A 25,581-nucleotide genomic window follows, 5' to 3' on the forward strand; every position below is an offset into this window, starting at 1 on the left:
CGTAATTATTACTATATGAAAAGCGGGTGTGGTTTTTTTATGCCGATTTTTAGATTTCGCTACATAACCGTGCTGTTGGCGCTTGGCTGTGCCGGAATATTGGCCGTCCTTGCTTTTAATCGCCCGTCAGCTTTCACCTTTCTCGATTATGCCCATGCCCAGTCGTTCAAAATTACATTTTTGAGCATTATTTTAGAGGCGATACCATTTATCCTGCTTGGCGTGCTGTTCTCCGGCCTGCTTCAAGTATTCGTGACAGATGAGATGATTCGTAAATTTACGCCTAAAAATCCCATTGCCGGTGTGCTGTTCGGCGGCTTGCTCGGGCTTGCTTTTCCGCTGTGCGAGTGCGGCATGATTCCTGTCGTCAGGCGGCTTATCCGCAAAGGCATGCCCGCTTACATTGGCATTGTTTATTTGCTTGCCGGACCCGTCGTCAACCCGATTGTGTTCACGGCTACCTTTACCGCTTTTCGCTCTGCTCCGGAAATGGCCTATGCCCGCCTTATTCTTGCGTTTGCGGTAGCGGTCATTATTGGGCTGATTATGCATTTATTTATGCGCAAAAGCCCTCTTCGCGACGAACACACGCCGCAGCTGGCTGTGCATTCCAGTCATCATTCCAGTCAAGGAGTTCATCACGGACATCACAGACATCACACACATAAGCATGATCACAGCCACTCTCACGAAAATCATCATCAGAAGCAACGAGGCAGTCTCGGCAGCCGATTGTCAGCCATGCTTGGACATGCTTCGGATGAATTTTTTGAGATGGGAAAATATTTAATTTTCGGCGCTCTGATTACGGCGGCGATTCAGACCATTATGGACAGAAGCGTGCTTGCTTCTGTAGCTGATCAGCCAGTGCTATCTTATCTAGCTATGATGGCCTTTGCCTTTATTTTATCAATTTGCTCTACATCGGATGCCTTTATCGCCGCTTCCTTCGGCAATGTGTTTACAAGTGGCCCGCTGCTCGCCTTTCTCGTATTTGGCCCGATGATTGATTTCAAAAACATGCTCATGCTGCTATCCGCTTTTCGGCTCAAAATTGTACTGGCGCTCGCCCTTCTCTGCTTCCTTTTAATTGGGCTTGGCTCCTGGATTATGGAGGTATCGTTATGAAGCATCACCTGCTTAGAGCTTTCATTTTGACGGCATTTGCTCTACTTATCGTTTATTTATCCCGTTCCAATCAGCTCTCCCTGTATATTGCGCCAAGGATGGAGCTCTATGTAAAGCTGTCTGCTCTCGGATTGTATGCTGCAGCCATCCATCAGCTGTTTCTAGCCTTGAAAATACGGCGCCAGCAGCATCACCATTCGGCTGAATGCGGCTGTGAGCATGCTCCATCGCCATCCGTATTCAAAAACACGGTTATCTACAGCCTTTTTATTTTTCCGCTAGCGCTCGGCTTCCTCTCTCCTGCTGGAGTTTTGGGCAGTACGGCCGCATCGAAAAAGGGTGTAAGCTTTGCCGCTTCTACTACAGTTCAGCCGCTCGGCACCGAGCCTGGCCAGCTCGCCGTCTCCTTGCCTGAACCGCCCGCTTCCCTTGCACCGAAGCCGCTGACTTTGGAGGAGCGTTTCCCTTACGATGAATACACGAAGGCTCACGCCGAATACGGCATGAAGCTGTATCAGAAGCAGAAAATTGCCGTCCCGGAAACGACCTACATCGAGACGCTGACAACACTTGATTTGTATCGCGATAATTTTATGGACAAAACAATAGACATTAGCGGGTTTATTTACAAAGAGGATGACATGGGAGAACAGCGTTTTGCCGTTAGCCGTTTCGCCATGACCTGCTGCTCGGCGGATGCCGTGCCATATGGTTTAATGGTTCAAGTCAGCCATGCAGACGATTATAAGGATTTTGCCCCGGATGATTGGGTAAGCGTCTCGGGCAAGCTGATGACCTCCATGTATAACGGCAACGAAATTTTGACCTTAAAGCTGAACACGATTAAACGAATTGAAGCGCCCGAGTCGCCTTATGTCTATGCGAATTTTGATTTTTAGCCATCCAGCGTGCGAATAATATCAAAAGAAGCCTCCGGCTCATTCCGCTATACGAACAGCGGTTCCGGAGGCTTCTTCAAGCTATTGCCATCAGCTGCTTCAATTTCAGCGCTACACCTTGTTTTATTCGGCACCTGGGTACAGCTCGCGCAAATTCGATTGGCGCGGCTGCTTGTAGCGGTAGCTCCAGTTCGACGTATTGTAATTTGACTCATAACAGACGCTTGCCGACCATGATCCCGCCCCTTGCTTTACAGCAAAATCGTACATAATCTCGCCATGCGTCCAATTGCGTCTATATTTAAGGCCTTCGATCGCCATCTTTCTGAAATCCTGCACCTGCTTAGCGGTCATGCCTGAGTTCAGCTTTTCAAATTGGCCGTTTCTCGTCTCTAGAGGATTATGCCTCATGCCAAATTTCCCAACCGCATTGTTGCGGATATGTATACATACCGTACCTGCAATCGCATTCATTAATTCCTCTTCCAATTGCCGAAATACAAAATCAACTTGTCTTGCTAGTGACATTGATTCCAATTCCATACCCATACTCCTCCTGGTTGTAAAATAGTCATTATATAGAAGCGTTTCCCTAATTATCTCTATATGTGTAGTTCTTGGGACTCATTATAGTTCAAAAATCAGGAAGTTACAATAAGAAAATTCGCAATTTTCAGTTAATTATATTTAACCAAAAAGATCATTGCGGGCCCTTGATGAAAGGGCAGCAATGATCCTTCAAAATCAAATTGTTTTATTCAGCTTTGCCCGATGCTCCATGCGGCGCTGAACCCGCTCCGACTCGCTGCTGCGCGGACACGTATAGCAATAACGGCCGCCTTCAACTTTATAATAATGGCAGCAGGCATATTTCATGCGCATCTGTTTCTCCGGATCATCAATGGCTTCCGTATATTGGAATTTAACATCCAAAGGATTTCTTTTGCGATGAAAAATAGCAGGATCAAGCGCCTTCACCGTTTTATACAGCGAGTCAATGGATTCCTTCACCGCTTCGCTTTCCGAGGAAGCCATGATGACGCCATACTCATACTCCAGCGAGGTGGGCAGCTGCCCCCATAACAAACTCGCTTTAGCCGATCCAGCACGCTCTATGCTGTGAAAAAACGGAGCAATCGTCTCATGAAAAAACGTTTCTAGCTGCGTGCGGACCCATTCTCCAGCCTCCTCCTCCGTAGACGGAGATTGGAGCAGCTCAGCTTTATTAAACCTGAAATACACATTATAATAACCATCTGCTCTGCACACATAAAGCGTCAAATTATCTAACGACAAATTTGGTGCCATGCGGTATTTAGACAGCAAATAGATGAGGGCCAGCATCGGCCTGCGAAACCAGGAAGCTGCATAAACTTCAGCCACAATTTGCTCCTTCCCCATCACAAGCGGCTGGTATATGGCAAGCAGCTTCTGCATCGCAGGCTGTTCAAGCAAGGCAGCAGCAGCACTTGTGTAAACCACTTCATCAGGCTCATCTACGCAAAGATTAAACCGCTCCTTTAACAGCCGATATATGTCTTCATTCATTTGTTGAACCCGGAACGAAGAAATTCATAATTTGATCATGCAGTCCTGGCAAACCTTCGTGGCCAAAATCCGGATAAATTTCCACCCGCTTCGGCGACTGAATTTTATTATAGACCGCAAACTGGGCCGAAGGCGGGCAAATCGAATCGCTGAGGCCTACGCCAAGCAGCACTTCTCCGCGAATCCGCTCCGCAAGAAATTGAATATCAATATAACCGAGCTTTGTAAAAATCTCTTCCTCGCGCTTATGCTGCGGATCGAAATGGCGGAAATACGTACGCAGTTCAGCATACGCATCAATCGCCAAGTCCATCTCATACACGCGGCGATAGTCGCTGAGGAATGGATAAACAGGAGCAAGCTTCTTCACGCGCGGCTCCAGTGCGGCGCAAGCAATCGTGAGCGCACCGCCTTGCGACCAGCCTGTTGCATATACCTCATTTGCATCCACCTCTGGCAAATCCATGGCGATACGAGCGAGCTGTGCCGTGTCCAGAAAAATATGACGAAACAGCATATTATCCGCTTCGCCATCAAGCCCGCGAACAATATGCCCGTTATGCGTCGTTCCTTTGACGCCGCCTGTGTCCTCCGAGTAGCCGCCTTGTCCACGAACGTCCATCGCCAGCACCGAATAGCCAAGCGATACGAAGCTCAGCTTATCAGCCCAGTCTCCTGAAGAACCCGAGTAGCCGTGGAACATAACGACTGCTGGGTGAGGCTGCTGAGCGCCTTGTCTAGGACGAAGATATTTGGCATGAATTCTCGCGCCGCGCACCCCTGTAAAATACAGGTCAAAGCATTCCGCTGAAGCTGGCTGGAAAGCGTTCGGGACCATTTCAACATTCGCATCTGTCGCGTTGAGCTCGGCAAGCGCTCGATCCCAATAAGCCTCGAAATCTGCTGGCTTTGGACTTCTGCCTTGATATTTATGTAATTCATGAACAGGCATATCTAATAACGGCATTATTTCATCCTCCATATTATCTTCTTATCCCATTAATTTTAAGTCTGTGCCCTTCACTTGTAAAGCGGATGAAAGGCGTTATTTAGGGGAAAATAACGTTTATTCCGGCTGTTTGCCAGACCGAATGGAGGACGTCATGCAATGCTCCAGCGCCTGAACAAATTGTTGATTTTGCTGCTGGTTATCGCCACCTTCCTGACATCTTCTGCGGAAGAGCTGAACATCAGCTCCAAGGCTAGCGTTCAGATGGCGGCCATAACAGACAGCAGCGGCAGCCTTAGTCAGGCGGATAAAGCCAAAACAGGCAAAAAACGCCGCTCTGACAGTGTGTCATGGGTTAAGCTGCAGCAGCGTTATCCCGGTGCCTATTTTCTCCATGGGCCGCGGCATAAAAAAGAGGTAGCGTTAACCTTTGATGATGCTCCCGATCCACGCTTCACCCCTAAAATACTGGATATATTGGCGAAGCATCACGTACAGGCCACTTTTTTTCTTGTAGGCACGCGAGCGGATAAACATCCCGAAATCGTAAAAAGAATTCATCGCGAAGGCCATATTATCGGCAACCACTCTTATAATCATGAGGTGATGTCGAAGCTTTCACCGAATGATTTTCACCGTCAAGTGTGGCGTACCGATACGATCATTAGTCGAATCATCCCGTATCATCCGCACTTTTTCCGGCCCCCCTATGGCGAGATGCAGCCTAGTCAAGTCGCTTGGGCCAAAAACAACGGCTATATTGTCGTGAATTGGGATGTCGATTCAGCGGATTGGAAAAACAATCCGTCCAGCACGGTCATTTTACGGAATATGCATAAAACGCTGCGCTCAGGCTCCATCATCTTGCAGCATGCCGGCGGCGGCGTCTCGCAAAGCCTTTCTGGCACTATCGAGGCGCTTCCACAGCTTATTTCCTCCCTCCAGCAGAAGGGCTATCGCATCGTCACGCTGCCAGAGCTGCTCGAACAAAGTGCGGAGAGGCCCATCCGTTAGCCCTGTGTTGTAATGGCCATACAAACAAGCCCAGCGCTCCTCGGGTGCGAGGAACACTGGGCTTGTACATAGGGTTATTGGAGTCAGCGTTAAACTAAATAACGCAACAGACCTATTTCGAAATAACGCTCTACTTTACCATATATACTTTAACGTCTTGAATGCCGAAGCTTTGAGCAGTGGCTGTGCTGCCAGGTACAAAAATATCGATGCGATTGCCTTTGATCGCTCCGCCCATGTCGTTTGCTACCGCAATCATGCCGCCATCAGGCAATCCATCATAATCGTAGCCTGTCACATAAAGCTTCGTTCCAAGCGGAATAACCGAAGAATCTACCGCCACTGTCCCTACTTTAAGCGGATTGCCAAAATAATCGACGGCGCCCCATTTTCCATTTTCCGACGCTGCCGCTGTGTAAGCGGTCGCTTTTACATTCAGCTGCTTGCTGAACGTATAGCTGTTGCCGTTGCTTGCAATAATGCTTTTTGCAGACAGGCTTTCAGCCTTAATCGTTGCTGCTGCTTTTGGCTGCGCCTGAGCGCTTGCTTTAGCTGCACTGTCAGCATTTTCCGCTGCCTTGGCATTCGTTTTCACCGCTGCTGCCGCAACTGGAACAATCAATTTCATGCCTACCCTTATGTTCAGCGGATTAATTTTGGAATTTGCTGCAAGCAGTTTATCTAAATCGACCTTATACTGCTGGGAGAGCTTCCAGAACGTATCGCCTTCTGCCGCTTTATGTGTTTGGGTTGCCGCGTTAGCGGGAGCTGCTGCCAGCGCGCAAGAAAGCACGAGAGCAGCAGCCGTAATACTTAGTTTTTTCATCACAAATATCCTCCAAAATCGTTAAGTCAATAGTTTACCAAGCCGCACAGCACGGAGCTGCACGGCGTGAAAGATATGGCAAGCAATCGCCTGTTTCTGTTCACTTCTAGTTCGTAAATTCTTGTACCCATTGGCCGTTGTAGTAGCCAACACCGATTTTGCCGAAGTTTTTGTTCAAAATATTTTCACGGTGACCTGTGCTGTTCATCCATGCTGTCATAACCTCGGACGGGTTGCGTTGTCCGGCAGCAATGTTCTCGCCAGCGTAAGAGTAGCTGACACCGAAGCTCTTCATCATATCAAACGGCGATCCGTAGGTTGGAGACGTATGGCTGAAATATTTGTTGTCGCCCATATCCTTCGCTTTGGCTACCGCTACTTTTGTCAGCAGCGCATCGACCGTCAAAGCTGGAAGACCAGCGCTTGCACGCTCTTGGTTTACGATTTTAACAACTTCGCTTTGATAAGCGCTTTGATCGACAGTTGTTCCGCTGCCCGAATTCGAGGAGCCAGAGCCTGTTCCTGTCGTTGGCTTCGTTGTTCCCGTTGTGCCAGAGCCTGTGCTTGGCTTCGTGCTGCCAGTGGAACCAGAGCCTGTGCTTGGCTTAGTCGTTCCTGTACTTGGCTTAGTCGTGCCAGTGCTTGGATTGCTTGTACCTGTATCTGTTGGCGTACCGTTAGGGAAGCTGATTGTAATGCCGTTAAAATTAATTTTGCTCAAATCAATTCCGTATTGCTCCGCTATTTGCTTCAACATGTCTTGGTCAATGCTATAGGCAGTAATCTTGGAGTTCGCCTTCACTGCTGGTGCTGCTCCCACCGTGGATGGTGCTGCTACGCCTGCTCCGATTAATGCGGCTGCGGCTACGGCAGCGACACCTACTTTAAATGGTTGCTTCTTCATTATGAAATCTCCTCCTCGAAGTTGTGTGTAATTTGTGTGTGCCGGTCATCCCGACGCAAACTATCGTAACATGGCATTTGGGCGGTTACACGGCTCAAAAAATGGTAAAACAAGCGTTTTTCACGCGAAATAAACCGTTTTCAGCTGTTTATGAGAATCATCTCACTTTGGAAATCCGGGTGAAAGAATAGCCGCAACTGCCTTTTTTCACTCTTCGCCAGCCTGTCATCCAAATGAATGCTCCGCCATATTAGAATCCGCTCATAAACCCCTCATTTTCCAAGCGAAAACCGCTTAAAAAACAGAAAAAAGCCCCGCTGCGCTTGGCTTTGCGGGACTTTCAGCTTGCTGCTTATTTTGCACGCGCTATTTGAGCGTAATATTGCCCGAGCTGGTTTTCAAATCAATTGAAAGGTCCGATCCAGTCCCAATTGTGCCAGCAAAGGAACGTTCATCCTCTTTTTCCGTTTGAACATTGTCCCATTCGACCTTCTGGCTGCCGGATGTTGTTTTCAGCTTAATTTCGGCAGACTGTGGCGGCTGCTTAGCTTCAACGACGATATCGCCAGAGGTAACGTCAAGCTTCATGCTATGGGTAATGGATTCCGATTCAACTCGTATTTTCCCACTGCTCGCTTGGCCGTTCAGTTCTCCCGTACCATTAATAAAGCTTGCATTGCCGCTTGTCGTGTTGAATTCGATCGTCTCCGCCTTATAGTCCTCTAACTTGATGCTGCCGGAGCTGACATCCAGCTTCATGCTCTCAACAGTAACGCCAAGCAGCTCAATTTTTCCGCTTGTCGTTTCAAAATCCATCTCATCCGCAGATAAATCCTCCCCCTTCACACGTCCTGATGAGGTTAGCATCGCCAAGGTGCGGCTGTTTATATCGGATGCGCTGACGTTGCCGCTTTGCGCCTTCAGAGTCACCTCATCCCATTTGCGCTCCGGCAGCTCTACAGTCAGCTTAAATGAAGAATAATTGATACCGACGGTAAAACCCGTATTAAAGCTGCTTTTAATGACTAACTTGTCGCCATTCTGCTCCGTCTCAAGCTTTAGCTTGTTTAAATATTTTGAGCTTGCCCGGCCTTCCAAGTGTACAACAATTTTATCCGAGCTACCTGGCACCACGTCTATATCCATCGAGCCAGCTTCTACCGTCAAGCTGCTTACGCCAGCAGCATCAACTGTTTTCTCCTGCGATACAGGCTTCGTTCCGAAGGACAGCAGCTCATCCCAGCTGAAAGAATATATCGCTCCGGCCAAGCCGATTCCAAGTAATATAAGCGCAACTGCAATTGCCTTTCTCATTGTTTTTTCCCCCTGATGATTTTCGTATTGAACTTCAAATATTTAATCGTTGCAGCGAAAAATCCTTTTGTCAGAGCATTAACGCCTACGCCCAGCAAAATGCTCAATCCAATGCAGACGAGCCCAATAGAAGCTGCTTGGGTTAGTGTAAACATGCCGCTCCACGTGCTCTCCAGCACCGTTGTGACGCCTGCTAATCCAAGCGCTAGGGTAGTCGCCCATAGGGCAATAAGCACGCCAACTGCAGCCACATAAGGCCCCAGTACAAATACGATATTGAAAAATCCCAAGCTCACTGTTGCAAGCACCGCCTTAGACGTATTGCCGAAGCTTTTCTCCGCTTCAGCCCGTTGTACTTTATAACCAAGCAGCAGCTCGCTTGCAATCTGTCTTGGATCGCCTAGCTCCAAGGCAGCCTCATGCTCGCTCTGCCCATTTTCCTCTGCCTGCTGAAAATGACTGTAATAATCGAACAGCCACTCACGGCGCTGCTTATCCGGCACTTTCGCGAGCAGCCTCTCCAGCTCGCTCATATAATTGTGTTTCGTCATCATCATGGACGGATTCCTTCCTCAATAATTTCATTTACGGCTGTCGAGAAGCTCGACCATTCATGAATGAGCCCTCGCATATGCTGCCAGCCCGCCTCCGTCAGTTGATAATATTTCCGCGGAGGTCCTTCATTCGATTCTTTAAGGTAAGTCGAGAAGTAGCCTTCCAGCGTCAGGCGATTGAGCAGCGGGTATACACTCCCAACGGCCACCTCGAATTTGGACGATATTTTCACTGCCAGTTCATATCCGTAACGGTCTCCCTCAGACGTCAAGACGAGAACGCATAGCTCCAGCACACCTTTCTTGAACTGCACATTCATACACGACGCTCCCTGCTTTGCTTAAAATGCAAATGCTTCAGCTATTCGACATTATCGAATAGTGAATTAAACTTCCTTGCTGTTAAGCTAAATTTACCACATGCTATTCTATAATGCTATATACTAAGCTAAAAACAATACCAGCGCCCGAGTGTCTCTCCTCCTTAAGACGGAGAGACGTTAAACATGCTGGTGAAACAAGTTGTCGCGCTGCTGCGCGAAAGGTTTGGCTTACGATCGCTATTGTCTTTGAATTTCATGAATTGCACCGCCAAACGGTTGAAATTCAAAGACAAAAACGAACGCTACCGCTTCTCCAGCTCAAACCTTTCACTCCACGCGCTTACCGTTTTCACTACCATATTTAAAAGCCTTCACCGTATAAGTCGGCGAAGGCAGTTTTTAGAGGGATAACGCGCTTGGCTTGTTATCCCTACCATATAGAGAATGAATAGATCAATGAATCAATCATTTAATAATAATTAGTTGATGTCGATGAATTTGCCTGTTGCTTGGGATTCGAAGGCGCTCAAAATGACTTTAAGCGATTTGCGGCCCTCTTCGCCTGTTACAGGTGGAGTCGTGTCATTGACGATGGAGTCAATGAATTTATCGATAACAAAGCTCGACAGCTGCTTCTCATTTGTGGAGATTTCGCCTGTTTTGTAGCGCTCTACTGTACCGTCGCGCAGTTCAATGATGACTTGATCTTCCGGGTGCGTACCGATTTTCATAACGCCTTTGGAGCCCCACAAAATTGTGCTGTTGTCTTCGCCTTTGTAATAAGTCCAGCTCGCTACAAGCGAACCCATCGCGCCGCTCTTCATGCGAAGCACGCAGTTTGCATTGTCGTCTACATCGCTGTCTTTATCTACTGTGCCGACGAAGCCAGCGATTTGCGCCACTTCATCGTCAAGCAGCCAGCGGATCAAGTCGGATTTGTGCACGCCAAGGTCGCCCATTGCGCCCATGATTGCTTCCGGCTTGCGGAAAAACCAGCTTTCCGCGCCATCAATGCTCCATGCATCCGGGCCCGGGTGGCCGAACGACGTACGGAATGTCAGCACTTTGCCGATAATGCCCGTTTTCAGCAAATCCTTCGCTTTTACATGCGGCGGCATGAAGCGTTGGTTATGTCCAACCATCAGCTTAACGCCGTTTTTCGCTGCCGCTTCAATCATTGCTGCCGCTTCTTCATCCGTAGCTGCCATTGGCTTCTCAACCAATACATGTGCGCCAGCGTTTGCTGCTGCAATCGCTACTGGTGCATGAAGCGCGTTCGGTGTACAAACGCTAACGGCATCAGGCTTAATTTCAGCCAGCATCGTCTTATAATCTGCAAAAGCTTTGCCGCCATGCTTCTCGGCATATCCTTCTGCACGCTCAATAATCGGGTCAACGAATGCGACTAATTCTACATTTGCATTGTCTGCATACTCCGGAATGTGACGATATTTTGAGATGGAACCGCAACCTACTACTGCTACTCTAATTTTGCTCATTATTAATGTATCCCTGCCTTTTCAATAAATAATGGATAAGGTCATTTCCTATTTGCGAATTAAGCGTTCAGAAAATTGTTTTTCAGCCAGTCCATGCTTTCCGCTACTGCTTCAAGCGGAGGATTTGCGCAAGTGTCCTGCTCAACGATCAGCCATTCTGCACCCGCTTCAACCGCGCTATTAATGATAGGAAGCAGCGGAAGATCGCCACGGCCCAGTTCTACCGTATCAATTGGCAATTGGCCATTGTTGTCGCGGTAGTCCTTCAAATGAAGCAAAGGCAGGCGTCCTGCATATTTTGCAATGTAAGCGAGCGGATCTTTGCCGGAAAATTGTACCCAGCCGATATCCATTTCCACTTTCAGCAGCTCAGGGCTGATTCGCTCATAAAGCGCATCAAATACTTCTTTGCCGTCAATTTCCACTTTAAATTCAAAATCATGGTTATGATAAGCAAAATCAATACCCGCCTCGCGGAAACGTTTGCCATACTCCTCAAAAGCTACAAAATGCTTCGCCCAAGCTTCAGCACTGCGCTGGTCATCCAGCAAATAAGGACAGATCGCATATTTTGCGCCGATCGTTTTCAAGTAAGCGATTTCTTCATCCAGTTGGCTTTCCAGCAAATGCAGGCCGATATGGCTTCCGATTGCTTTAAGTCCAAGCTCTTGGAGCAAGTCACGCATTTTTTCCGCTTCAATACCGCCGTAGCCTGCAAACTCCACGCCTTCATATCCCATTGCCGCAACCTTGCGCAGCGTGCCCTCGAAGTCTTCCGCTGTTGCGTCACGGAGCGTATACAATTGTAAACCAATTCCGATTTGTCCCACTTTGGCCGCACTCCTTTATATTGTGAATTTAGTTTCTCAAGTCTTGTACCTTACATTTCAAATTATATAGAAGGAGCGCTGCAAAAAACAGCTGCCTTATTAGTCTTTTTATATGTTATTTTGTTGAATGCTGTCTTTTGCTCTTAGAAAAAAACGCCCTGCGACGGCTGTTAATGCGGTCGTCACAAGGCGTTGGTCTGTTTTTGAAGCACTTCCGGCATTATGCCGTTTGCTTCTTTCCATTTTTATTCAGTGTTTATTTCAATTACTTCAGCGTAATCGTCAATGCGGTTTCTTTCGCACCAGCAGCAATTGACACCGTGCCGTCTTGAAGCGAAGCAGCGCCATCCACTTTAGCAATTTCGCCAATGCCGTGTAGAGCCAGGCTGAGCGCTTTACCGCTGCCTTGTACCTTAACGGCTACTTCCTTGCCTTCGCGCTTCATAGTAACGAGCAGCTCGGCAGCGCCTTTAATATCGCGAACTGTGGATGATGCAGATGCTCCATCAGCAAGGCTGTACGCCGTCAGCTTCACGCCGTCAGCAAAGTCATAATCCGGCTTCGTATCATTTGCACCGATTGCGATGATCGAATTTGGACGGACGAACAATGGAAGCGAGAGGAAGTCATGCGTTTCCTTGAGCCATTTTCCGCCTTCTACGATTTCGCCAGTCAGAAGATGCGTCCAGCTGCCTTCCGGCAAATAATATTGTACAAAGCCGTTTTCGTCGAATACAGGAGCAACCATAATGGAATCACCCAGCATGTACTGGCGATCAAGGAACTCGGAAGTTGGATCTTCCGGGAATTCCAGCACCATCGCACGCATCGACGGCAAGCCTTGCTCTACCGCTTGCGCAGCTGTATTAAACAGGTAAGGCATCAGGCTGCATTTGAGCTTCGTGAAGAAGCGGGTAACATCAACCGCCTCTGTATCATACGCCCAAGGCACCCGGTACGATCTGCTGCCATGCAGGCGGCTGTGGCTGGAAAGCAAGCCAAATGCAAGCCAGCGCTTGAAGACATGGGCTGGAGCTGTACTCTCAAACCCGCCGATATCGTGGCTCCAGAAGCCAAAGCCGGACAAGCCCAGCGACAGGCCTCCGCGCAGCGACTCAGCCATCGACTCGTAATCTGCGTAGCAATCTCCGCCCCAGTGAACCGGGAACTTTTGACCGCCAACGGTAGCGGAACGCGCGAACAGCGCAGCTTCATTTTTGCCCAGCTTCTCTTCCAATACCTCAAATACAACCTTGTTATATTGGTACGTATAGAAATTGTGCATTTTCTCAGGGTCAGAGCCGTCATGGTACACCACATCGGTCGGAATGCGCTCGCCGAAGTCCGTTTTGAAGCTGTCAACGCCCATATCTACAAGCTCGCGCAAATAGCCTTTGTACCATTCGCATGCCGCAGGATTCGTGAAGTCCACAATAGCCATGCCAGGCTGCCACATATCCCATTGCCATACGTCGCCATTTGGCTTTTTAATCAAATAGCCATTGTCTCTGCCCTCTTCAAACAGACGGGAGCGCTGCGCGATGTAAGGGTTAATCCATACGCAGATTTTAAGCCCCTTCTCTTTCAGGCGTTTGAGCATGCCGACAGGGTCCGGGAATATCCGCTCATCCCATTTGAAATCCGTCCAATGGAAATCGCGCATCCAGAAACAGTCGAAGTGGAATACATGCAGCGGCAAACCGCGCTCTTCCATGCCATCGACGAAGGAATTAACCGTTGCTTCATCATAATTGGTTGTGAAAGAGGTCGACAGCCACAGGCCGAACGTCCATGCCGGCGGCAAAGATGGCTTGCCTGTCAGTGCGGTATATTTTCCAAGCACCTCTTTAATCGTTGGACCATCAATGACGAAATATTCAAGGGATTCGCCAGGCACATGGAATTGAACCTTCTTCACTTTCTCCGAAGCAATCTCGAAGGAAACGAGATCCGGCTGGTTGACGAATACGCCATAACCTTTGTTCGTTACATAAAACGGAATATTTTTGTACGCTTGCTCGGAGCTTGTGCCTCCGTCCTGGTTCCAAATATCGACGACCTGGCCGTTGCGCACGAAAGGCGTAAAACGCTCGCCGAGGCCATAAACCCATTCGCCTACACCAAGATCCAATTCTTCACGCATATAGGCTTGCTCTTTGCCTTCCGTAATATACGCCATCGACTTCTGCCTGCTTCCGGTAATACGATCGGAGCCGCGGTAGAAATCAACTGACCACTCGGGACCTTTACGAATATGGACGCTCAGGCTGCCGCTTGTCAGGATTGCTGCTTCTTCTGTTTCTTCTATAGTAACGAAAGTTCCTGTTTCCTTCGTCAGCTCGAATACGGGACCGCGCTCACGCACGCCCATGTGATGAATCAGCTTAACGCCGACAACACCCGGCATCGGAGAATGAAACCGAACCGTAAGCAGCATCGTATCTAACATATTGGAACGTGACAAAATAGGACGCGGAGACGCATATGCCGTAAGCACGCCATCCTTTTGCTCGAAATCATGGGCTTGTACCGCGCCCAGAAGGTCATACTGTTTACGCAGCATCCAGTTGCCGTCAGTAAATTTCATAATAGAACCGACCTTTCTGCTTTTATATAGGTTATTTGACTTTAAAATCGTTCTATTTTGCATTATACTGATAAGCAAAGCAACAAACTAACAGAATTATGCCCGTTTATAACACCATTCTGATTTCTTCATCACCGGAGGTTGACTGCAATGGATTTGACGCTGCGTCATTCGCTCAGGGAAGACCGCATGCATGGCGATGTTACCTTTCCTCTTGCTGCTTACTGGATGGAATATGCACCTGGCGAGGTAAATGTAGATTGTCACTGGCATGACGAGGCTGAGTTTCTAGTTGTGCTGGAGGGCGAGATGCTCTTCCAGATTGACACCGAGTATTTTCCCGTTCGCGCTGGCGAAGCCGTCTTCATCGACAGCGGAGATATTCATGCCGGACACTCTTTAAATGGCTCCTCCTGCACCTATTGCGCCATCGTATTTGACGTTCGCTGGCTGGATAGCACTAGCTACGATGCTGTACAGGAAACCTGCGTTCGTCCGTTTCAGGAGAAAAAAAAGACGTTTCCGAGACATATATCACCGGACAGTGGTTGGAAGCGGCAGCTGCTCTTCCTGCTCCGCTGCATGATTAACTGCTGCAGAGCACCCTATGCCGGATTCGAGGCTGCGGTGAAAGGGTATTTCTACTTAATGCTGCATGAAATCGCTATTGAAAACCGGGCATGCAATCGCAGCGAAGCAAGAACGGATGACAGAACCCGAATAGAGCGGCTTAAGAAAAGCATTCTCTATATCCAGCTGCATTATCGCAGGCAAATACGCATTGGCGAGCTGGCGGAGCAAATTCCGATGAGCGAAGGACAGTTTTTCCGTTTTTTCAAATCAATGACGAGGCAGACGCCGGTTGAGTATTTGAACGCCTATCGGGTAAACCAGGCGGCCGAGCTGCTGCTGCACACAGAACGCAAAATTTCAGACATCGCGCTGGAGGTCGGTTTCGACCATATCAGCTATTTTGTTAAAGTGTTTCGCAAGACGTTGAACTGCACCCCGTCCGATTTTCGCAAACAAAAGCGGAATCCGGCCCAAAATGGCGCATTACAAGGTGAAACGGCTTTCCCCGTCCTCTTGCGGCACAGCGCGTTTCAGTCCGAGAAATATAAGCCCAATTTATAAGTGCAAAACTTATAAATTCTTATATTTCAAGCAAAAACGACTTCGTCGTCCTTCTAGGACGTGGGAAGAGCTTTGCCCTAGAATTCTAAGCGGATATAAGGATGAATCTTATAAATGCTTAGAATATTAGAAAAAATTACGATTTTGTAACCTTTTCATAACTTTTTTTTAAGATTCGCTTAAGATTCATCAAGTAAAGTAAAATTAAAATTAACCAATGAGCGGAGGAATTCCTTTATGAAAACAATGCTGTTGTTTCAAAATAAAACGATTCCCGTCTATATAACGGATACGAATAAAAAAGCTGTCGAAAAACTTACCGATGTACTGAACCGCAAGCTGAATACTGGCAAAAATGCGCTCAAGCTCTGTATCAAGTCGCTGATCAGCGTCGAAATCGTCGGCAGCGAAGCTACGCTGCATTCGTATCATGAGAAAGATACGTTAACAATTTCCCTTTACTAAGCTAGAGTATGCTGATGCAAGCTGAGTCCTTGCTGCTCTGGCAATTGGACAAGCTGTGATTTTAGGTTTTGATTGTGTACGTTCAAGCAGGCGATCCGGCATCGCCTGCTTTGCTGCGCTTAGACGGCTAAACGGCTTGACTAGCTTTTCCCATACCAAAAAGCAGCCTTCAAATTGCCCGCGACGCGAGCTTGAAGACTGCTTTTTTCATGTAAACCTTAAGTTCGATACATGCTATGTGCGACTAGGGCGTCGTAACTGTCGCCTTATAAAGCCGCTGCTGCTCGGAGACAAGCAAGCTAACCTTCCACTTCTCATAAAACTCCCACGCCACTCCATTGTCGATCAAGTCCTTGCACGTGTACAAGCCCTCTTCAATGGAATCGACTCGCTCTGCCAAATGAAGCCGGACCGCTGCGTTAAGCAGCACCTGATTCATAAAGGCGAGATGCCCGCCTCCATTAAGCACGGCCTCCGTCACAGCCATTTGCTCGGCGGGCGTCCATTCCACTTCGGGTACGGGCAGCTCCAGTCCGTAGGCATCCGGGTCAATAATTTGCAGGCTCGCTTCGCCATTTTCTACCTGATACGTTCTAGTTGGCCGCTCGATGAACAAATCCTCCGAGCCCTCCGTCCCTTGGACAATGAGCGCCTTCTTATAATTCAAATTCGTCAATAGCTTCGACATGCGGTCAAATACCGTATTGTGATAAACGCCGAATGCGAGATAAGGCGAATGTCCATAATCCACAAGCTTCTCGGCTGTGTTCAATACCGTTCGCATGCCCAATTCCTCGCGCAGCCCGTGCAGCCGCTTAAGCGGCGGGCACCACTCTTCTGCGGGTACGAACAGAATGCCCGTTTCCCTTGCAGCTACAAGCGATGCCTCCTGCGAAAGCAGCTTCGGATTTATGCCCATTTCGAGCAGCAGATCCTGCAGCGTAATGCCCCATTTTGGAGGAAGGGAAGCTGTACCGTGCAGCGTGACCGGCAATCCGGCAGCCGCTAAGACGAAGGAGGTCGCGAATGTGGCGTAAAATGATTTTTTCCTTCCGTCGTATGGCCCTGCGCAGTCAATTCCCTCCTGCACATGCTCGCGGCGGGCCTGGCTCCGGCAAACGTTGACGAAAGCTTCAAGCTCCTCAACGCTTTCCATCTTAATTCGCTCCGCCATAAAAAAAGCACCGATCTGCGCCTGAGTCGCCTCCAGATTCACAATCCATTCGGCTGCTTGCACCGCTTCATCATAGGTCAAATCACGCGCGCCCCTCTTCCCGCGCCCGACTTCCTTCAATAGATTGGTAATCATCGGTACTCCCCCTTATTTCTGCTCCTGCAGCAGCTGATATACCTTTACAATGGACGTCGCTACATCCACGAGGCGTTTGCGCTCATTCATAGCCTGCTTGCGCAGCAAATCATAAGCCTCCGCTTCGGAAACTTTTTTAATGTCACATAAAATGCCCTTCGCCATATCAATCCATTTCCGTTCTTCCAGACGGCCCTCCAGCTGCTGGCGTTCCAAATGCCACTGTTGCCGCTCACTGCATTGCTTGGCGCCAAAATGGAATGCCCAATGCAGCTCCTGCTCGCTCATAAGCGGCGTTATGATGCCATCCACCGGAAGATCGTCCTCGCAAAAAGCATTCGAAAGCGCCGCGGTTTCGGCACTGCACCACCAAAGCATAGGAATTTTTTTCCAGCCCAGCAGTTTAGTGCCCCAGTACTTTACCTCGTTTAATGGGAGATTCAATACAACCGCATCCGATTGGGCGATATGCTTGCGCGCAAGCTCCTCGCTGCCGCCATGCAATACAAAATAACCGCCGGACTCCAATATAACTTCGGGCAAAAGCCTGCTTAAATCGCGGTCTGCCTGGTTTATCTGTCTTACAGGCTCCCGATCGACAGCTTTATGTTCAATAAGTAATAAAGAACGCATTCAGGAGCGCCCCCTCCTATTTGACTGTTGTGAATATTTATAACACAAACCCCTTTAATTTGTCGACACCTCAATTTATGCAACAATTTACGTTAGGTATATTGACATGATATAAAAATCCAGTGTATAGTAGCACTATCAACTATAACGTTTTTCACGAGTACAATGGCGTATTCGATTGAACCGGCAATGGAGCCTGGTTTCGTTCTACCAAGGAAGCACAACTGTGTCCTTGGGAGCGAAATCAGGCTTTTTATATTTATCCAGACAGAGCTGCCCTATTTGAGAGGAGAGAACCATGATGACAGTCCCTAAAAAATTAGTCCTTATCGGCAACGGCATGGCAGGCGTTCGTGCAATCGAGCATTTGCTCAAGCTGGCCCCAGATACTTATGAGATTACGATTTTCGGTGCGGAGCCGCACCCTAACTATAATCGTATTATGCTGTCCACTGTCTTGGCAGGCAGCACCGAGCTTAAAGATATCGTTATTAATGATTGGGATTGGTACAAGGACAACCATATTACGCTTCATACGAATCAAACGATCAAAAAAATTGATACGCAGCGCAAAGTCGTCATCTCCGAAAGCGGCATGGAGGCCCCTTATGATGAAGTCGTTATCGCAACAGGCTCCAAGCCGTTTATGCTCCCTATTCCCGGCGCAGATAAAGAAGGCGTCATTGCCTTCCGCGATATTCAAGATTGCGAGAAAATGTTCAGCGCAGCCAAATCGTATAAAAAAGCAGCCGTTATCGGCGCTGGCCTGCTCGGCTTAGAAGCTGCCCGCGGCTTGCTCAATCTCGGCATGGAAGTCACCGTCATTCATAAGCATCCTTATATAATGGAACGCCAGCTTGATGAGGCAGCCTCGCTCATGCTGAGAAAGGAACTTGAAGCTCAAGGCATGAAATTTCTGCTCAGCAAGCACTCCGCTTCTATTACAGGCCGCGGCAGAGTCAAGGAGCTGCAATTTACCGATGGCAGCCATTTGGCTACCGACCTGATCGTGATGGCCGTCGGCATACGCCCGAATGTGGATTTGGCGAGAAGCTCCGGTATTGACTATAACAACGGCATACTCGTCGATGATTTTATGAATACGAATATGGCCCATGTATCGGCACTTGGCGAATGTGTTGAGCATAGGGGCGTTGCTTATGGCCTTGTGGCTCCCTTGTATGAGCAAGGCGCGGTGCTCGCTAAACGACTTGCAGGCGTCGAAACGGCTGGTTATGCCGGATCGGTCACTTCCACCAAACTAAAAGTATCCGGCGTCGATGTCTTTTCAGCAGGGCGCTTTATTGAAACGGAAGGCTCGCGGGCGCTGCGGATTCAAGATGATATGGCGGGCACTTATAAAAAAATCGTTATCCGGGGCGGCAAGCTGATTGGTGCGGTTTTGTTCGGCGATACAGCGGACGGCGCCTCGTTGTTTGCTTCTATAAAAAGCGGTGAATCGATTGAGGGCCGCGAGAAGGAGCTGCTGCTCGGCATTTCGAACGATCTGCTTGGCAAATCAGGCGGCAGTGCTAGCCGGCTGGAAAACATGCCCGACGATGAAATTGTCTGCGGCTGCAACGGCGTCACTAAAGGTGCCATCGGCGATGCAGTCCTTAACAAAGGCTGCCATACCTTCGGTGAGCTGAAAGCCTGCACGAAAGCATCCGCATCCTGCGGCGGCTGCAAGGCCGATATCGAAGGATTGCTGCACTTGTTCGCAGGTGACGCAGTCGGCGAATCCGCGAAGGAAGGCATTTGCGGCTGCACATCGCTTAGCCGTGACGAAATCGTAGAACAAATCCAAAGCATGCGCCTGATGACGATCAAAGAAGTGATGCATGTGCTCGACTGGAATAACAAAGAAGGCTGCTCGAAGTGCCGCCCATCCCTCAACTACTACCTCGGCATGCTGTTCCCAGAAGATTATGTAGATGAGAAGGAATCCCGCTTCACGAATGAGCGTTATCACGCGAACATTCAGAAGGACGGTACTTATTCCGTCGTCCCACGTATTTATGGCGGAGTGACAACTCCAGCAGACTTGATTAAAATCGCTTCGGTAGCCGAAAAATTCAATGTGCCGCTAGTGAAATTTACAGGCGGCCAGCGCCTAGACCTGTTCGGTGTTAAAAAAGAGGATTTGCCCAAAATGTGGGAGGAGCTTGAAATGGCTTCAGGCCATGCCTACGGCAAAACGCTCCGGACCGTAAAAACATGCGTCGGCAATACGTTCTGCCGCTTCGGCACACAGGATGCCATGGCCATGGGCATTAAGATGGAAAAAGCTTTCGAGCGTCTGAACGCTCCGGCAAAATTCAAGCTGGCGGTCTCCGGCTGTCCCCGCAACTGTGCGGAAGCAACGATTAAAGATTTGGGTGTTGTAGCGATTGACGGGGCATGGGAAATTCATGTTGGCGGCAATGCTGGCGTGAAGGTAAGGGCTTGCGATTTACTGACAACGGTGAAAACAGAAGACGAGGTTATGGAATGGACGGGTGCTTACCTGCAATACTACCGCGAAACAGCCCAGTGGAATGAGCGTACCGCCCACTGGATCGACCGTGTTGGCCTAGATACGGTCAAAAAAGCGTTGGAGAAGCAAGAAGACCGCCTCGCGCTCGTTGAACGTGTACAGAAAACGCTCAGCCTGACGACAGATCCTTGGAAAGAAATTGTGGATAACGACGAATTGCGTAAAAACTTCGAACCGATTGCCGGCCCACTGCCGGTTTAACATCAGGAGGGATGAAATATGAGCAAACTGCTGATTGGCAAATTATCTGATATTGATGTTCGCGGCTCGCGCACCGTGCGCGTGAAGGAGACGGAAATTGCTTTATTCCGTCTTGAGGACGGCAGCGTGCTCGCTATTGAAAATCGTTGTCCGCATAAAGGCGGACTTTTATCCGAAGGCATGGTATGCGGTACGGTTGTCCATTGTCCGCTGCATGATTGGAAGGTTGACCTCCATAGCGGTTTGGTGAAGGACCCGGATGACGGCTGCGTAACGACTTTTGCTACTGAAATTGATCCAGATAACGGCGCTATTTACGTGGTTATATAATTTATATCTTTTATAAATATTACTTATTTCCAATTCTCATCGCTTTACTTCTATAATAAAGAGCATGTTAGGCGATTCCTAATCTTAAGGAGACATCATTATGTCCTATATCAAACCCGCAGAAGTAATAAATACAATGATTGATACTGGGACTGCAAAAGCTAATGCGAGCACGCTGCAAATGGTCATTCGCGGTTTTCTCGGAGGCGCAATTTTGGCCTTTGCCACAACGCTTGCGTTTACGGCTGCCAGCCAAACCTCGCTTGGCCTTGCAGGCGCTCTCGTATTTCCCGCTGGGTTCGTGATCATCGTCCTCCTTGGATTGGAGCTTGTGACTGGCAGCTTTGCACTAAGCCCTCTATCTGTCTTTGCCCGCAAGACGACCGCAGCCCGCATGCTGTCCAATTATTTCTGGGTCATTGTCGGTCATTTGATTGGCTGCGCTGCATATGCGCTGCTGTACGGCTTAGTCATAACAAAAATGTTCACTGATATGAGCAATCCGCTCATTCAAATGATTATTCAGCTTAGCGAAACGAAAACACTCGGCTACAAGCATATGGGGTCTGAAGGCATGATGCTTGTTGTCATTAAAGCGATTTTGTGCAACTGGATGGTGACACTCGGCGTCGTAATGGCGATGACGTCCAAATCAACAGGCGGCAAAATCATTGCGATGTGGCTGCCCATCGTTATTTTCTTCGCCCAAGGCTTTGAGCATGCGGTCGTCAATATGTTCGTCATTCCCGCAGGCATGCTGCTTGGCGCTGACGTCAGCTTTGCTGATTGGTGGGTATGGAATCAAATTCCGGTACTCATTGGCAACTTTATTGGCGGTGCAGTATTTACGGGGATGCTGCTGTATTTGTCCCATCATTCGCCGACAAGCACAAGCACAAGCCAAGCCTTGAACGCTAAAGCAACGATAAAATCCGATCCAGCAGCAGTTGGAGCTGTAACCCCCAAAGGAAGTGGACTATGATGAAGCAGCCAGCAGGCACGGTTTACATTGTCGGAGCAGGTCCGGGCGATCCCGAGCTCATTACCGTTAAAGCAATGCGGCGCATCCAGTCGGCTGATGTTATTTTGTATGACAGGCTCGCTACCACAGAGCTGCTCGATTATGCCAGCAAAAACGTCGAGCTCATCTATTGCGGCAAAGCACCAAACGCCCACGCTATGCCACAGGATAAAATTAATCAACTGCTTATACAATACGCTAGCCAAGGAAAAAATGTCGTTCGCCTGAAAGGCGGCGACCCCTTCGTCTTCGGACGCGGCGGCGAGGAGACGCTGGAGCTTGCCAAGCATGGCATTCCTTATGAGGTGATACCCGGCATTACGTCGGCAATCGGAGCTGCGGCAGCGGCGAATATTCCGCTGACTCACCGCGAGCATGCTTCATCCTTCGCCTGCGTCACTGGCACCCGCTGCCATGGCGATAAAGCTCCTGTACGCTGGGATCTGCTCGCACATAGCGTAGATACATTAGCCATCTATATGGGAGTGAGCCAGCTTGGCGCCATCCGCGAAGAACTGCTGAAGCATGGAAAAGCCGCTTCGACGCCCGTTGCGCTAATTGAGCGAGGCACCACCTCGAGGCAGCGTACCTTTACTGGCACACTTGAGCATATTCATCATTTAGCCGCTTCCGTACAGCTCAGCAACCCTGCGTTAATTATTATCGGTGAGGTTGTCAAAGTACGAGAGCAGCTGCTTATGGCAGAGCAGCTGGCGGCACAGCAAGTGAAGCAGCAAGAAGAGCAGCAGGCTGAGCAGTTGATTGGCTGACAGAATAGTTTAAATAAATGAGGCCTCGGGGAGCATTGCTCTCCGGGGCCTCATTTGCATTTAGAGCAGCGCTTGCTGCCACTTATTAGGTTGGTTTTGCAAACGATAATCGGAGTAACAGAAACTTGGCGGACACAGCATCCGCTATTTCAACAAAATAACGGTTTTGAACAATCCCGCGGACTCAGGAGCCTCTAATACGCCACCAATTGCCGTTTTGACACAATTATGAGGGCAATAGCGGAATCTCTGTCCATCAAAACTGAGAGAGGGTACCTGCCTGCGTGATCAACAAAATGTGCTTGGGGATGCATCCAGATGCTAACTAACAAATTTAGCGTTATGCAAAATATTGATTAAAAATCTTTTCTGCCGTTCGTGTGGCCAGAGCTTGTGTTGTAAGCGTCGGATTCGGTCCGCCGATTCCATTGAAGTGCACACTATTATCGGCGATGAACAGCCGTTTGACTTGCATCGCTTCGCAGTTCGTATCCGTCACGTACCCCATTCGCATCGTGCTTTCAATATGGAGCATGAAGCTGAATGGCGTATCCGAACGAATAATCGTTTTGGCTCCTGCCTGCTTCAGCGTCTCGGAAGCATATCTGGCTAATTTGTCGCGTCTTTGCAGCGTTTTTTTGCTGGGAGTATAATAGACAACCGGAATCGGGCCGTTCTCGTCCTTCAGCAGCGGATCCACCTCAACCCTATTGTGGTAAAGCGTTTCGTCATCTGTGAGCAGCAGCATCGTCATCGTCCGCGTATAGTTCATCATCAGCTCTTTCAGTTGCGGACCGACGACCCGGCCGCGAATATCCCAAGGCGCACCTGGCTCGGGAGGATTAAGGGCGTTATAGCCTGCCTCGCTGAAGCCGTAAGTCAAATAAGACATCAAGCCAGGGCTTAGGCAGGACACTTGGAAAATTCCTGTTCCCGGAATATCAACTCTAGCCCCCGAAGTGTGTCCCGCATACGGATAGACAGACGGCATGCCCAGCACTTTCATCAGTTCCTTTTCATCAAAAACGCCTGAAACCCAATCGAAGCAATGATTCGTCAATCCCCTGCCTACCCAAGCATTATGGGGCAGTCCAGAATTTAGCCACAGACGCGGAGATTCGATGCAGCCTGCAGCCATGACGACCGTTTTTGCATGAAGCTCTCCGATTTCCCCTGTCCACGTATCACGAAATTGCACACCTGTTGCACGAAGCCCTTCTTTCGGGTCCTGCTCGGTCAAAATTTTAATCGCGAAGGAATTGGGACGAATGGCAACGTTACCGGTTTTGAGAGCGAGAGGAATGTAGCTGACGAGGGTGCTTCTCTTGGCGATTTTATCGACGGACGGTCCGACCGAGCAGCCGTTGACACAATTCCCCTTCAAGGTGCACCCTTCCATGTGGGATAATTGCTCCAATGAATAATTGGGGTCCATCAGATGCTCATTTGTCGGGAGTATGGCGTTTGGATTCGGGCGATAACCCGGCGTCGTCACATTGAGCGTAGGTATGAGCTGCCAGCCCGCCTTTTTAGCCCCATAGTAAAAAAGCTCTTCTTTCGGAGTCGTCGGTGAAAACTGGACAGGCAATGTGGCTTCGGCTTTCTCGTAATAAGGAATCAGCTCCTTATAGCTAATTGGCCATATCCCATCAACTGCAATCGGAAAAGCCCGCGGCGACTGCGTCCAATAATGCTGGGTCGTTCCTCCAACTCCTGAAAGCTGCCAGATATCACCCTTCTGGCGCATAACCCTATGCCAAGGTGTGCGCCTGCGGTCTGCCGGACCGAAGCGGAACACGCCGGATACCCCATCATTCATATTGTTCTCATACCCATTGTACAGCTTCTTATAGAGAGCCACATCCAGATCATTGTAGCTGGAGCTCCATTCCCCTCCACGCTCGCTGTTCGGGTTTTGCCAGTTTTTATTTCCATACCATGGGCCAGCTTCCAGCACCAATACTTGCAGTCCAGCCTCTGCGAGCTCCTTTGCAGCAACGGCACCTCCGCCGCCGGATCCGATTACGATTACATCCGCATCATACAATGGTAGATTCCCCTCCCTCACGAACGATGGTCAACTTATAGCCGAGCAGCGCCCGGTAACCCGGAACGACGCCTGGGTAACCGACCTGCTTCCAGCTGATCGGGAAATATTCCAATCTTCGCTCGGTAGGCGTAGCGAGCCGGGTCGTACCGTACGCGGACCACTCCGAGTAATTGCCAAACATCGTCTGCCTGTTGAGAAAGTCAACCATAAAGCGGACAATGCCTCCATCATACTGGTACGGAGGGGGCAAGCTCCCAAGATCAACATCAAGCTGCTCAAGCATCGCTAGAACCCGTATCCTATCGATAGGAGAAAGTGCGGCATAGGGGCTGCTTTCCCAAACCGCATGATTTGGAGCATGCTGCGCGCGCCCAGAGGTGACGAGTTGAACCGCACCTGCATTGAGCAATTGGGCCGTTGGGGCAGCTAACGGAACGACGGTAAGATGTGTGCCTAAAAAAAGCGAAAGACTGTGATCCAATTCCCATATCATATACTCATGGATGTGCAAATCTACTGCTCCAGCCGTTTGCTCCGCTCCGTAAACGGCAAGCGCAGGTGTGTTTGGCACTATGGCTTCGACCAGCGCCCGAAACGTTGCAACTGTAGAAAGATCAATGGAATTAATATATGATTTTGCTCGATGCATGTCGGATTCCACCCTTTGCAAGCAAAGATGTTAGCATTTGGACTCAATATAACAAAATCTATTCCATTAGTTTGTCTATTATTCTTTCATAAGCAAAAAGGAAAGAGC

General features: G+C 49.1%; 24 protein-coding genes. 9 read left to right on the plus strand and 15 right to left on the minus strand.

Annotated features, from left to right (window positions below; all coding sequences use genetic code 11):
• Window positions 1-39: 39 nt before the first annotated feature.
• Together BBD42_RS01380 and BBD42_RS01385 are read left to right on the plus strand one after the other, a co-directional pair.
• Window positions 40-1,128, plus strand: coding sequence for a permease (locus tag BBD42_RS01380; RefSeq protein WP_099516680.1), 1,089 nt, complete (start codon window positions 40-42; stop codon window positions 1,126-1,128).
• Complete coding sequence (locus tag BBD42_RS01385; protein ID WP_099516681.1) at window positions 1,125-2,027, plus strand: TIGR03943 family putative permease subunit; 903 nt, start codon at window positions 1,125-1,127, stop codon at window positions 2,025-2,027. Before BBD42_RS01380 ends, BBD42_RS01385 begins: the two co-directional genes overlap by 4 nt.
• A gap of 123 nt (window positions 2,028-2,150) precedes the next feature.
• Here the strand turns inward: BBD42_RS01385 and BBD42_RS01390 are convergent, their stop codons facing one another.
• From BBD42_RS01390 to BBD42_RS01400, 3 genes are all read right to left on the minus strand, one after another.
• Window positions 2,151-2,570: a hypothetical protein gene (locus BBD42_RS01390; protein WP_056039207.1), complete on the minus strand. Its 420-nt coding sequence runs from the start codon at window positions 2,568-2,570 to the stop codon at window positions 2,151-2,153.
• Window positions 2,571-2,771: 201 nt separating this feature from the next.
• The gene (locus tag BBD42_RS01395; protein ID WP_099516682.1) at window positions 2,772-3,575 is read right to left on the minus strand and encodes a (2Fe-2S)-binding protein; all 804 of its coding nucleotides are present in this window, start codon (window positions 3,573-3,575) and stop codon (window positions 2,772-2,774) included.
• Window positions 3,568-4,542, minus strand: coding sequence for an alpha/beta fold hydrolase (locus tag BBD42_RS01400; protein ID WP_099516683.1), 975 nt, complete (start codon window positions 4,540-4,542; stop codon window positions 3,568-3,570). Before BBD42_RS01400 ends, BBD42_RS01395 begins: the two co-directional genes overlap by 8 nt.
• A 141-nt stretch (window positions 4,543-4,683) precedes the next feature.
• On the opposite strand from BBD42_RS01400, the gene BBD42_RS01405 reads away from it, so the two are divergent.
• Window positions 4,684-5,538 carry a polysaccharide deacetylase family protein gene (locus tag BBD42_RS01405; RefSeq protein ID WP_237163326.1) on the plus strand — a complete coding sequence of 285 codons (855 nt, stop codon included), beginning with the start codon at window positions 4,684-4,686 and terminating at the stop codon, window positions 5,536-5,538.
• A 130-nt stretch (window positions 5,539-5,668) separates the two neighbouring features.
• On the opposite strand, the gene BBD42_RS01410 is transcribed toward BBD42_RS01405, so the two are convergent.
• The 8 genes from BBD42_RS01410 to yicI all read right to left on the minus strand — a co-directional run bounded on the left by BBD42_RS01410 (window position 5,669) and on the right by yicI (window position 14,375).
• The gene (locus BBD42_RS01410; protein ID WP_099516684.1) at window positions 5,669-6,364 is read right to left on the minus strand and encodes a 3D domain-containing protein; all 696 of its coding nucleotides are present in this window, start codon (window positions 6,362-6,364) and stop codon (window positions 5,669-5,671) included.
• A gap of 106 nt (window positions 6,365-6,470) precedes the next feature.
• Window positions 6,471-7,268, minus strand: a complete 798-nt coding sequence (locus BBD42_RS01415) for a CAP domain-containing protein (RefSeq protein ID WP_099516685.1) — start codon at window positions 7,266-7,268, stop codon at window positions 6,471-6,473.
• A gap of 366 nt (window positions 7,269-7,634) precedes the next feature.
• On the minus strand, window positions 7,635-8,582 hold the full coding sequence (locus BBD42_RS01420) for a DUF4097 family beta strand repeat-containing protein (protein ID WP_099516686.1): 948 nt from the start codon (window positions 8,580-8,582) through the stop codon (window positions 7,635-7,637).
• Window positions 8,579-9,139 (minus strand): HAAS signaling domain-containing protein, encoded by a 561-nt coding sequence (locus tag BBD42_RS01425; RefSeq protein WP_099516687.1) that lies wholly within the window; start codon window positions 9,137-9,139, stop codon window positions 8,579-8,581. The genes BBD42_RS01420 and BBD42_RS01425 overlap by 4 nt, the downstream gene beginning before the upstream one ends.
• A complete protein-coding gene (locus BBD42_RS01430) occupies window positions 9,136-9,456 on the minus strand; it encodes a PadR family transcriptional regulator (RefSeq protein ID WP_046228543.1) in 321 nt (106 codons plus the stop codon). Before BBD42_RS01430 ends, BBD42_RS01425 begins: the two co-directional genes overlap by 4 nt.
• A 482-nt stretch (window positions 9,457-9,938) precedes the next feature.
• Window positions 9,939-10,958 carry a Gfo/Idh/MocA family protein gene (locus BBD42_RS01435; protein ID WP_046228542.1) on the minus strand — a complete coding sequence of 340 codons (1,020 nt, stop codon included), beginning with the start codon at window positions 10,956-10,958 and terminating at the stop codon, window positions 9,939-9,941.
• A 59-nt stretch (window positions 10,959-11,017) separates the two neighbouring features.
• On the minus strand, window positions 11,018-11,788 hold the full coding sequence (locus BBD42_RS01440; RefSeq protein ID WP_056039181.1) for a sugar phosphate isomerase/epimerase family protein: 771 nt from the start codon (window positions 11,786-11,788) through the stop codon (window positions 11,018-11,020).
• A gap of 265 nt (window positions 11,789-12,053) precedes the next feature.
• Window positions 12,054-14,375: an alpha-xylosidase gene (gene yicI / locus BBD42_RS01445; RefSeq protein WP_099516688.1), complete on the minus strand. Its 2,322-nt coding sequence runs from the start codon at window positions 14,373-14,375 to the stop codon at window positions 12,054-12,056.
• A 150-nt stretch (window positions 14,376-14,525) separates the two neighbouring features.
• On the opposite strand from yicI, the gene BBD42_RS01450 reads away from it, so the two are divergent.
• On the plus strand, window positions 14,526-15,509 hold the full coding sequence (locus tag BBD42_RS01450) for a helix-turn-helix transcriptional regulator (RefSeq protein WP_099516689.1): 984 nt from the start codon (window positions 14,526-14,528) through the stop codon (window positions 15,507-15,509).
• A gap of 237 nt (window positions 15,510-15,746) precedes the next feature.
• Window positions 15,747-15,974, plus strand: a complete 228-nt coding sequence (locus BBD42_RS01455) for a hypothetical protein (RefSeq protein WP_046228538.1) — start codon at window positions 15,747-15,749, stop codon at window positions 15,972-15,974.
• Window positions 15,975-16,218: 244 nt separating this feature from the next.
• Here BBD42_RS01455 and BBD42_RS01460 read toward each other — a convergent pair whose 3' ends face one another.
• Both BBD42_RS01460 and BBD42_RS01465 read right to left on the minus strand, forming a co-directional pair.
• The gene (locus BBD42_RS01460; RefSeq protein WP_099516690.1) at window positions 16,219-17,283 is read right to left on the minus strand and encodes an anthranilate phosphoribosyltransferase; all 1,065 of its coding nucleotides are present in this window, start codon (window positions 17,281-17,283) and stop codon (window positions 16,219-16,221) included.
• A 12-nt stretch (window positions 17,284-17,295) separates the two neighbouring features.
• The gene (locus tag BBD42_RS01465) at window positions 17,296-17,916 is read right to left on the minus strand and encodes an ANTAR domain-containing response regulator (protein ID WP_099516691.1); all 621 of its coding nucleotides are present in this window, start codon (window positions 17,914-17,916) and stop codon (window positions 17,296-17,298) included.
• Window positions 17,917-18,217: 301 nt separating this feature from the next.
• Here BBD42_RS01465 and nirB point away from each other — a divergent pair, with 301 nt between their 5' ends.
• The 4 genes from nirB (at window position 18,218) to cobA (ending at window position 22,774) form a co-directional block, all read left to right on the plus strand.
• Complete coding sequence (nirB, locus tag BBD42_RS01470) at window positions 18,218-20,653, plus strand: nitrite reductase large subunit NirB (protein ID WP_099516692.1); 2,436 nt, start codon at window positions 18,218-18,220, stop codon at window positions 20,651-20,653.
• A gap of 18 nt (window positions 20,654-20,671) precedes the next feature.
• The gene (nirD, locus tag BBD42_RS01475) at window positions 20,672-20,983 is read left to right on the plus strand and encodes a nitrite reductase small subunit NirD (RefSeq protein WP_056039167.1); all 312 of its coding nucleotides are present in this window, start codon (window positions 20,672-20,674) and stop codon (window positions 20,981-20,983) included.
• Between the two features lie 100 nt (window positions 20,984-21,083).
• Window positions 21,084-21,965, plus strand: coding sequence for a formate/nitrite transporter family protein (locus BBD42_RS01480; RefSeq protein WP_099516693.1), 882 nt, complete (start codon window positions 21,084-21,086; stop codon window positions 21,963-21,965).
• Window positions 21,965-22,774, plus strand: a complete 810-nt coding sequence (gene cobA / locus BBD42_RS01485; RefSeq protein WP_099516694.1) for a uroporphyrinogen-III C-methyltransferase — start codon at window positions 21,965-21,967, stop codon at window positions 22,772-22,774. Before BBD42_RS01480 ends, cobA begins: the two co-directional genes overlap by 1 nt.
• A 340-nt stretch (window positions 22,775-23,114) precedes the next feature.
• On the opposite strand, the gene BBD42_RS01490 is transcribed toward cobA, so the two are convergent.
• Both BBD42_RS01490 and BBD42_RS01495 read right to left on the minus strand, forming a co-directional pair.
• Complete coding sequence (locus tag BBD42_RS01490) at window positions 23,115-24,821, minus strand: GMC family oxidoreductase N-terminal domain-containing protein (RefSeq protein WP_099516695.1); 1,707 nt, start codon at window positions 24,819-24,821, stop codon at window positions 23,115-23,117.
• Window positions 24,814-25,473 (minus strand): hypothetical protein, encoded by a 660-nt coding sequence (locus BBD42_RS01495; protein WP_099516696.1) that lies wholly within the window; start codon window positions 25,471-25,473, stop codon window positions 24,814-24,816. The genes BBD42_RS01490 and BBD42_RS01495 overlap by 8 nt, the downstream gene beginning before the upstream one ends.
• Window positions 25,474-25,581 lie beyond the last annotated feature (108 nt).

The sequence above is a fragment of the Paenibacillus sp. BIHB 4019 genome (assembly GCF_002741035.1).
In the GTDB taxonomy this organism is placed as follows: domain Bacteria; phylum Bacillota; class Bacilli; order Paenibacillales; family Paenibacillaceae; genus Pristimantibacillus.

Bases quoted from the DNA above. Each gene is read 5' to 3' on its own strand.
- BBD42_RS01380 (WP_099516680.1), top strand. From the start codon at position 40: ATGCCGATTTTTAGATTTCGCTACATAACCGTGCTGTTGGCGCTTGGC.
- BBD42_RS01385 (WP_099516681.1), top strand. From the start codon at position 1,125: ATGAAGCATCACCTGCTTAGAGCTTTCATTTTGACGGCATTTGCTCTA.
- BBD42_RS01390 (WP_056039207.1), bottom strand. From the start codon at position 2,570: ATGGAATTGGAATCAATGTCACTAGCAAGACAAGTTGATTTTGTATTT.
- BBD42_RS01395 (WP_099516682.1), bottom strand. From the start codon at position 3,575: ATGAATGAAGACATATATCGGCTGTTAAAGGAGCGGTTTAATCTTTGC.
- BBD42_RS01400 (WP_099516683.1), bottom strand. From the start codon at position 4,542: ATGCCGTTATTAGATATGCCTGTTCATGAATTACATAAATATCAAGGC.
- BBD42_RS01405 (WP_237163326.1), top strand. From the start codon at position 4,684: ATGCTCCAGCGCCTGAACAAATTGTTGATTTTGCTGCTGGTTATCGCC.
- BBD42_RS01410 (WP_099516684.1), bottom strand. From the start codon at position 6,364: ATGAAAAAACTAAGTATTACGGCTGCTGCTCTCGTGCTTTCTTGCGCG.
- BBD42_RS01415 (WP_099516685.1), bottom strand. From the start codon at position 7,268: ATGAAGAAGCAACCATTTAAAGTAGGTGTCGCTGCCGTAGCCGCAGCC.
- BBD42_RS01420 (WP_099516686.1), bottom strand. From the start codon at position 8,582: ATGAGAAAGGCAATTGCAGTTGCGCTTATATTACTTGGAATCGGCTTG.
- BBD42_RS01425 (WP_099516687.1), bottom strand. From the start codon at position 9,139: ATGATGATGACGAAACACAATTATATGAGCGAGCTGGAGAGGCTGCTC.
- BBD42_RS01430 (WP_046228543.1), bottom strand. From the start codon at position 9,456: ATGAATGTGCAGTTCAAGAAAGGTGTGCTGGAGCTATGCGTTCTCGTC.
- BBD42_RS01435 (WP_046228542.1), bottom strand. From the start codon at position 10,958: ATGAGCAAAATTAGAGTAGCAGTAGTAGGTTGCGGTTCCATCTCAAAA.
- yicI (WP_099516688.1), bottom strand. From the start codon at position 14,375: ATGAAATTTACTGACGGCAACTGGATGCTGCGTAAACAGTATGACCTT.
- BBD42_RS01450 (WP_099516689.1), top strand. From the start codon at position 14,526: ATGGATTTGACGCTGCGTCATTCGCTCAGGGAAGACCGCATGCATGGC.
- BBD42_RS01455 (WP_046228538.1), top strand. From the start codon at position 15,747: ATGAAAACAATGCTGTTGTTTCAAAATAAAACGATTCCCGTCTATATA.
- BBD42_RS01460 (WP_099516690.1), bottom strand. From the start codon at position 17,283: ATGATTACCAATCTATTGAAGGAAGTCGGGCGCGGGAAGAGGGGCGCG.
- BBD42_RS01465 (WP_099516691.1), bottom strand. From the start codon at position 17,916: ATGCGTTCTTTATTACTTATTGAACATAAAGCTGTCGATCGGGAGCCT.
- nirB (WP_099516692.1), top strand. From the start codon at position 18,218: ATGACAGTCCCTAAAAAATTAGTCCTTATCGGCAACGGCATGGCAGGC.
- nirD (WP_056039167.1), top strand. From the start codon at position 20,672: ATGAGCAAACTGCTGATTGGCAAATTATCTGATATTGATGTTCGCGGC.
- BBD42_RS01480 (WP_099516693.1), top strand. From the start codon at position 21,084: ATGTCCTATATCAAACCCGCAGAAGTAATAAATACAATGATTGATACT.
- cobA (WP_099516694.1), top strand. From the start codon at position 21,965: ATGAAGCAGCCAGCAGGCACGGTTTACATTGTCGGAGCAGGTCCGGGC.
- BBD42_RS01495 (WP_099516696.1), bottom strand. From the start codon at position 25,473: ATGCATCGAGCAAAATCATATATTAATTCCATTGATCTTTCTACAGTT.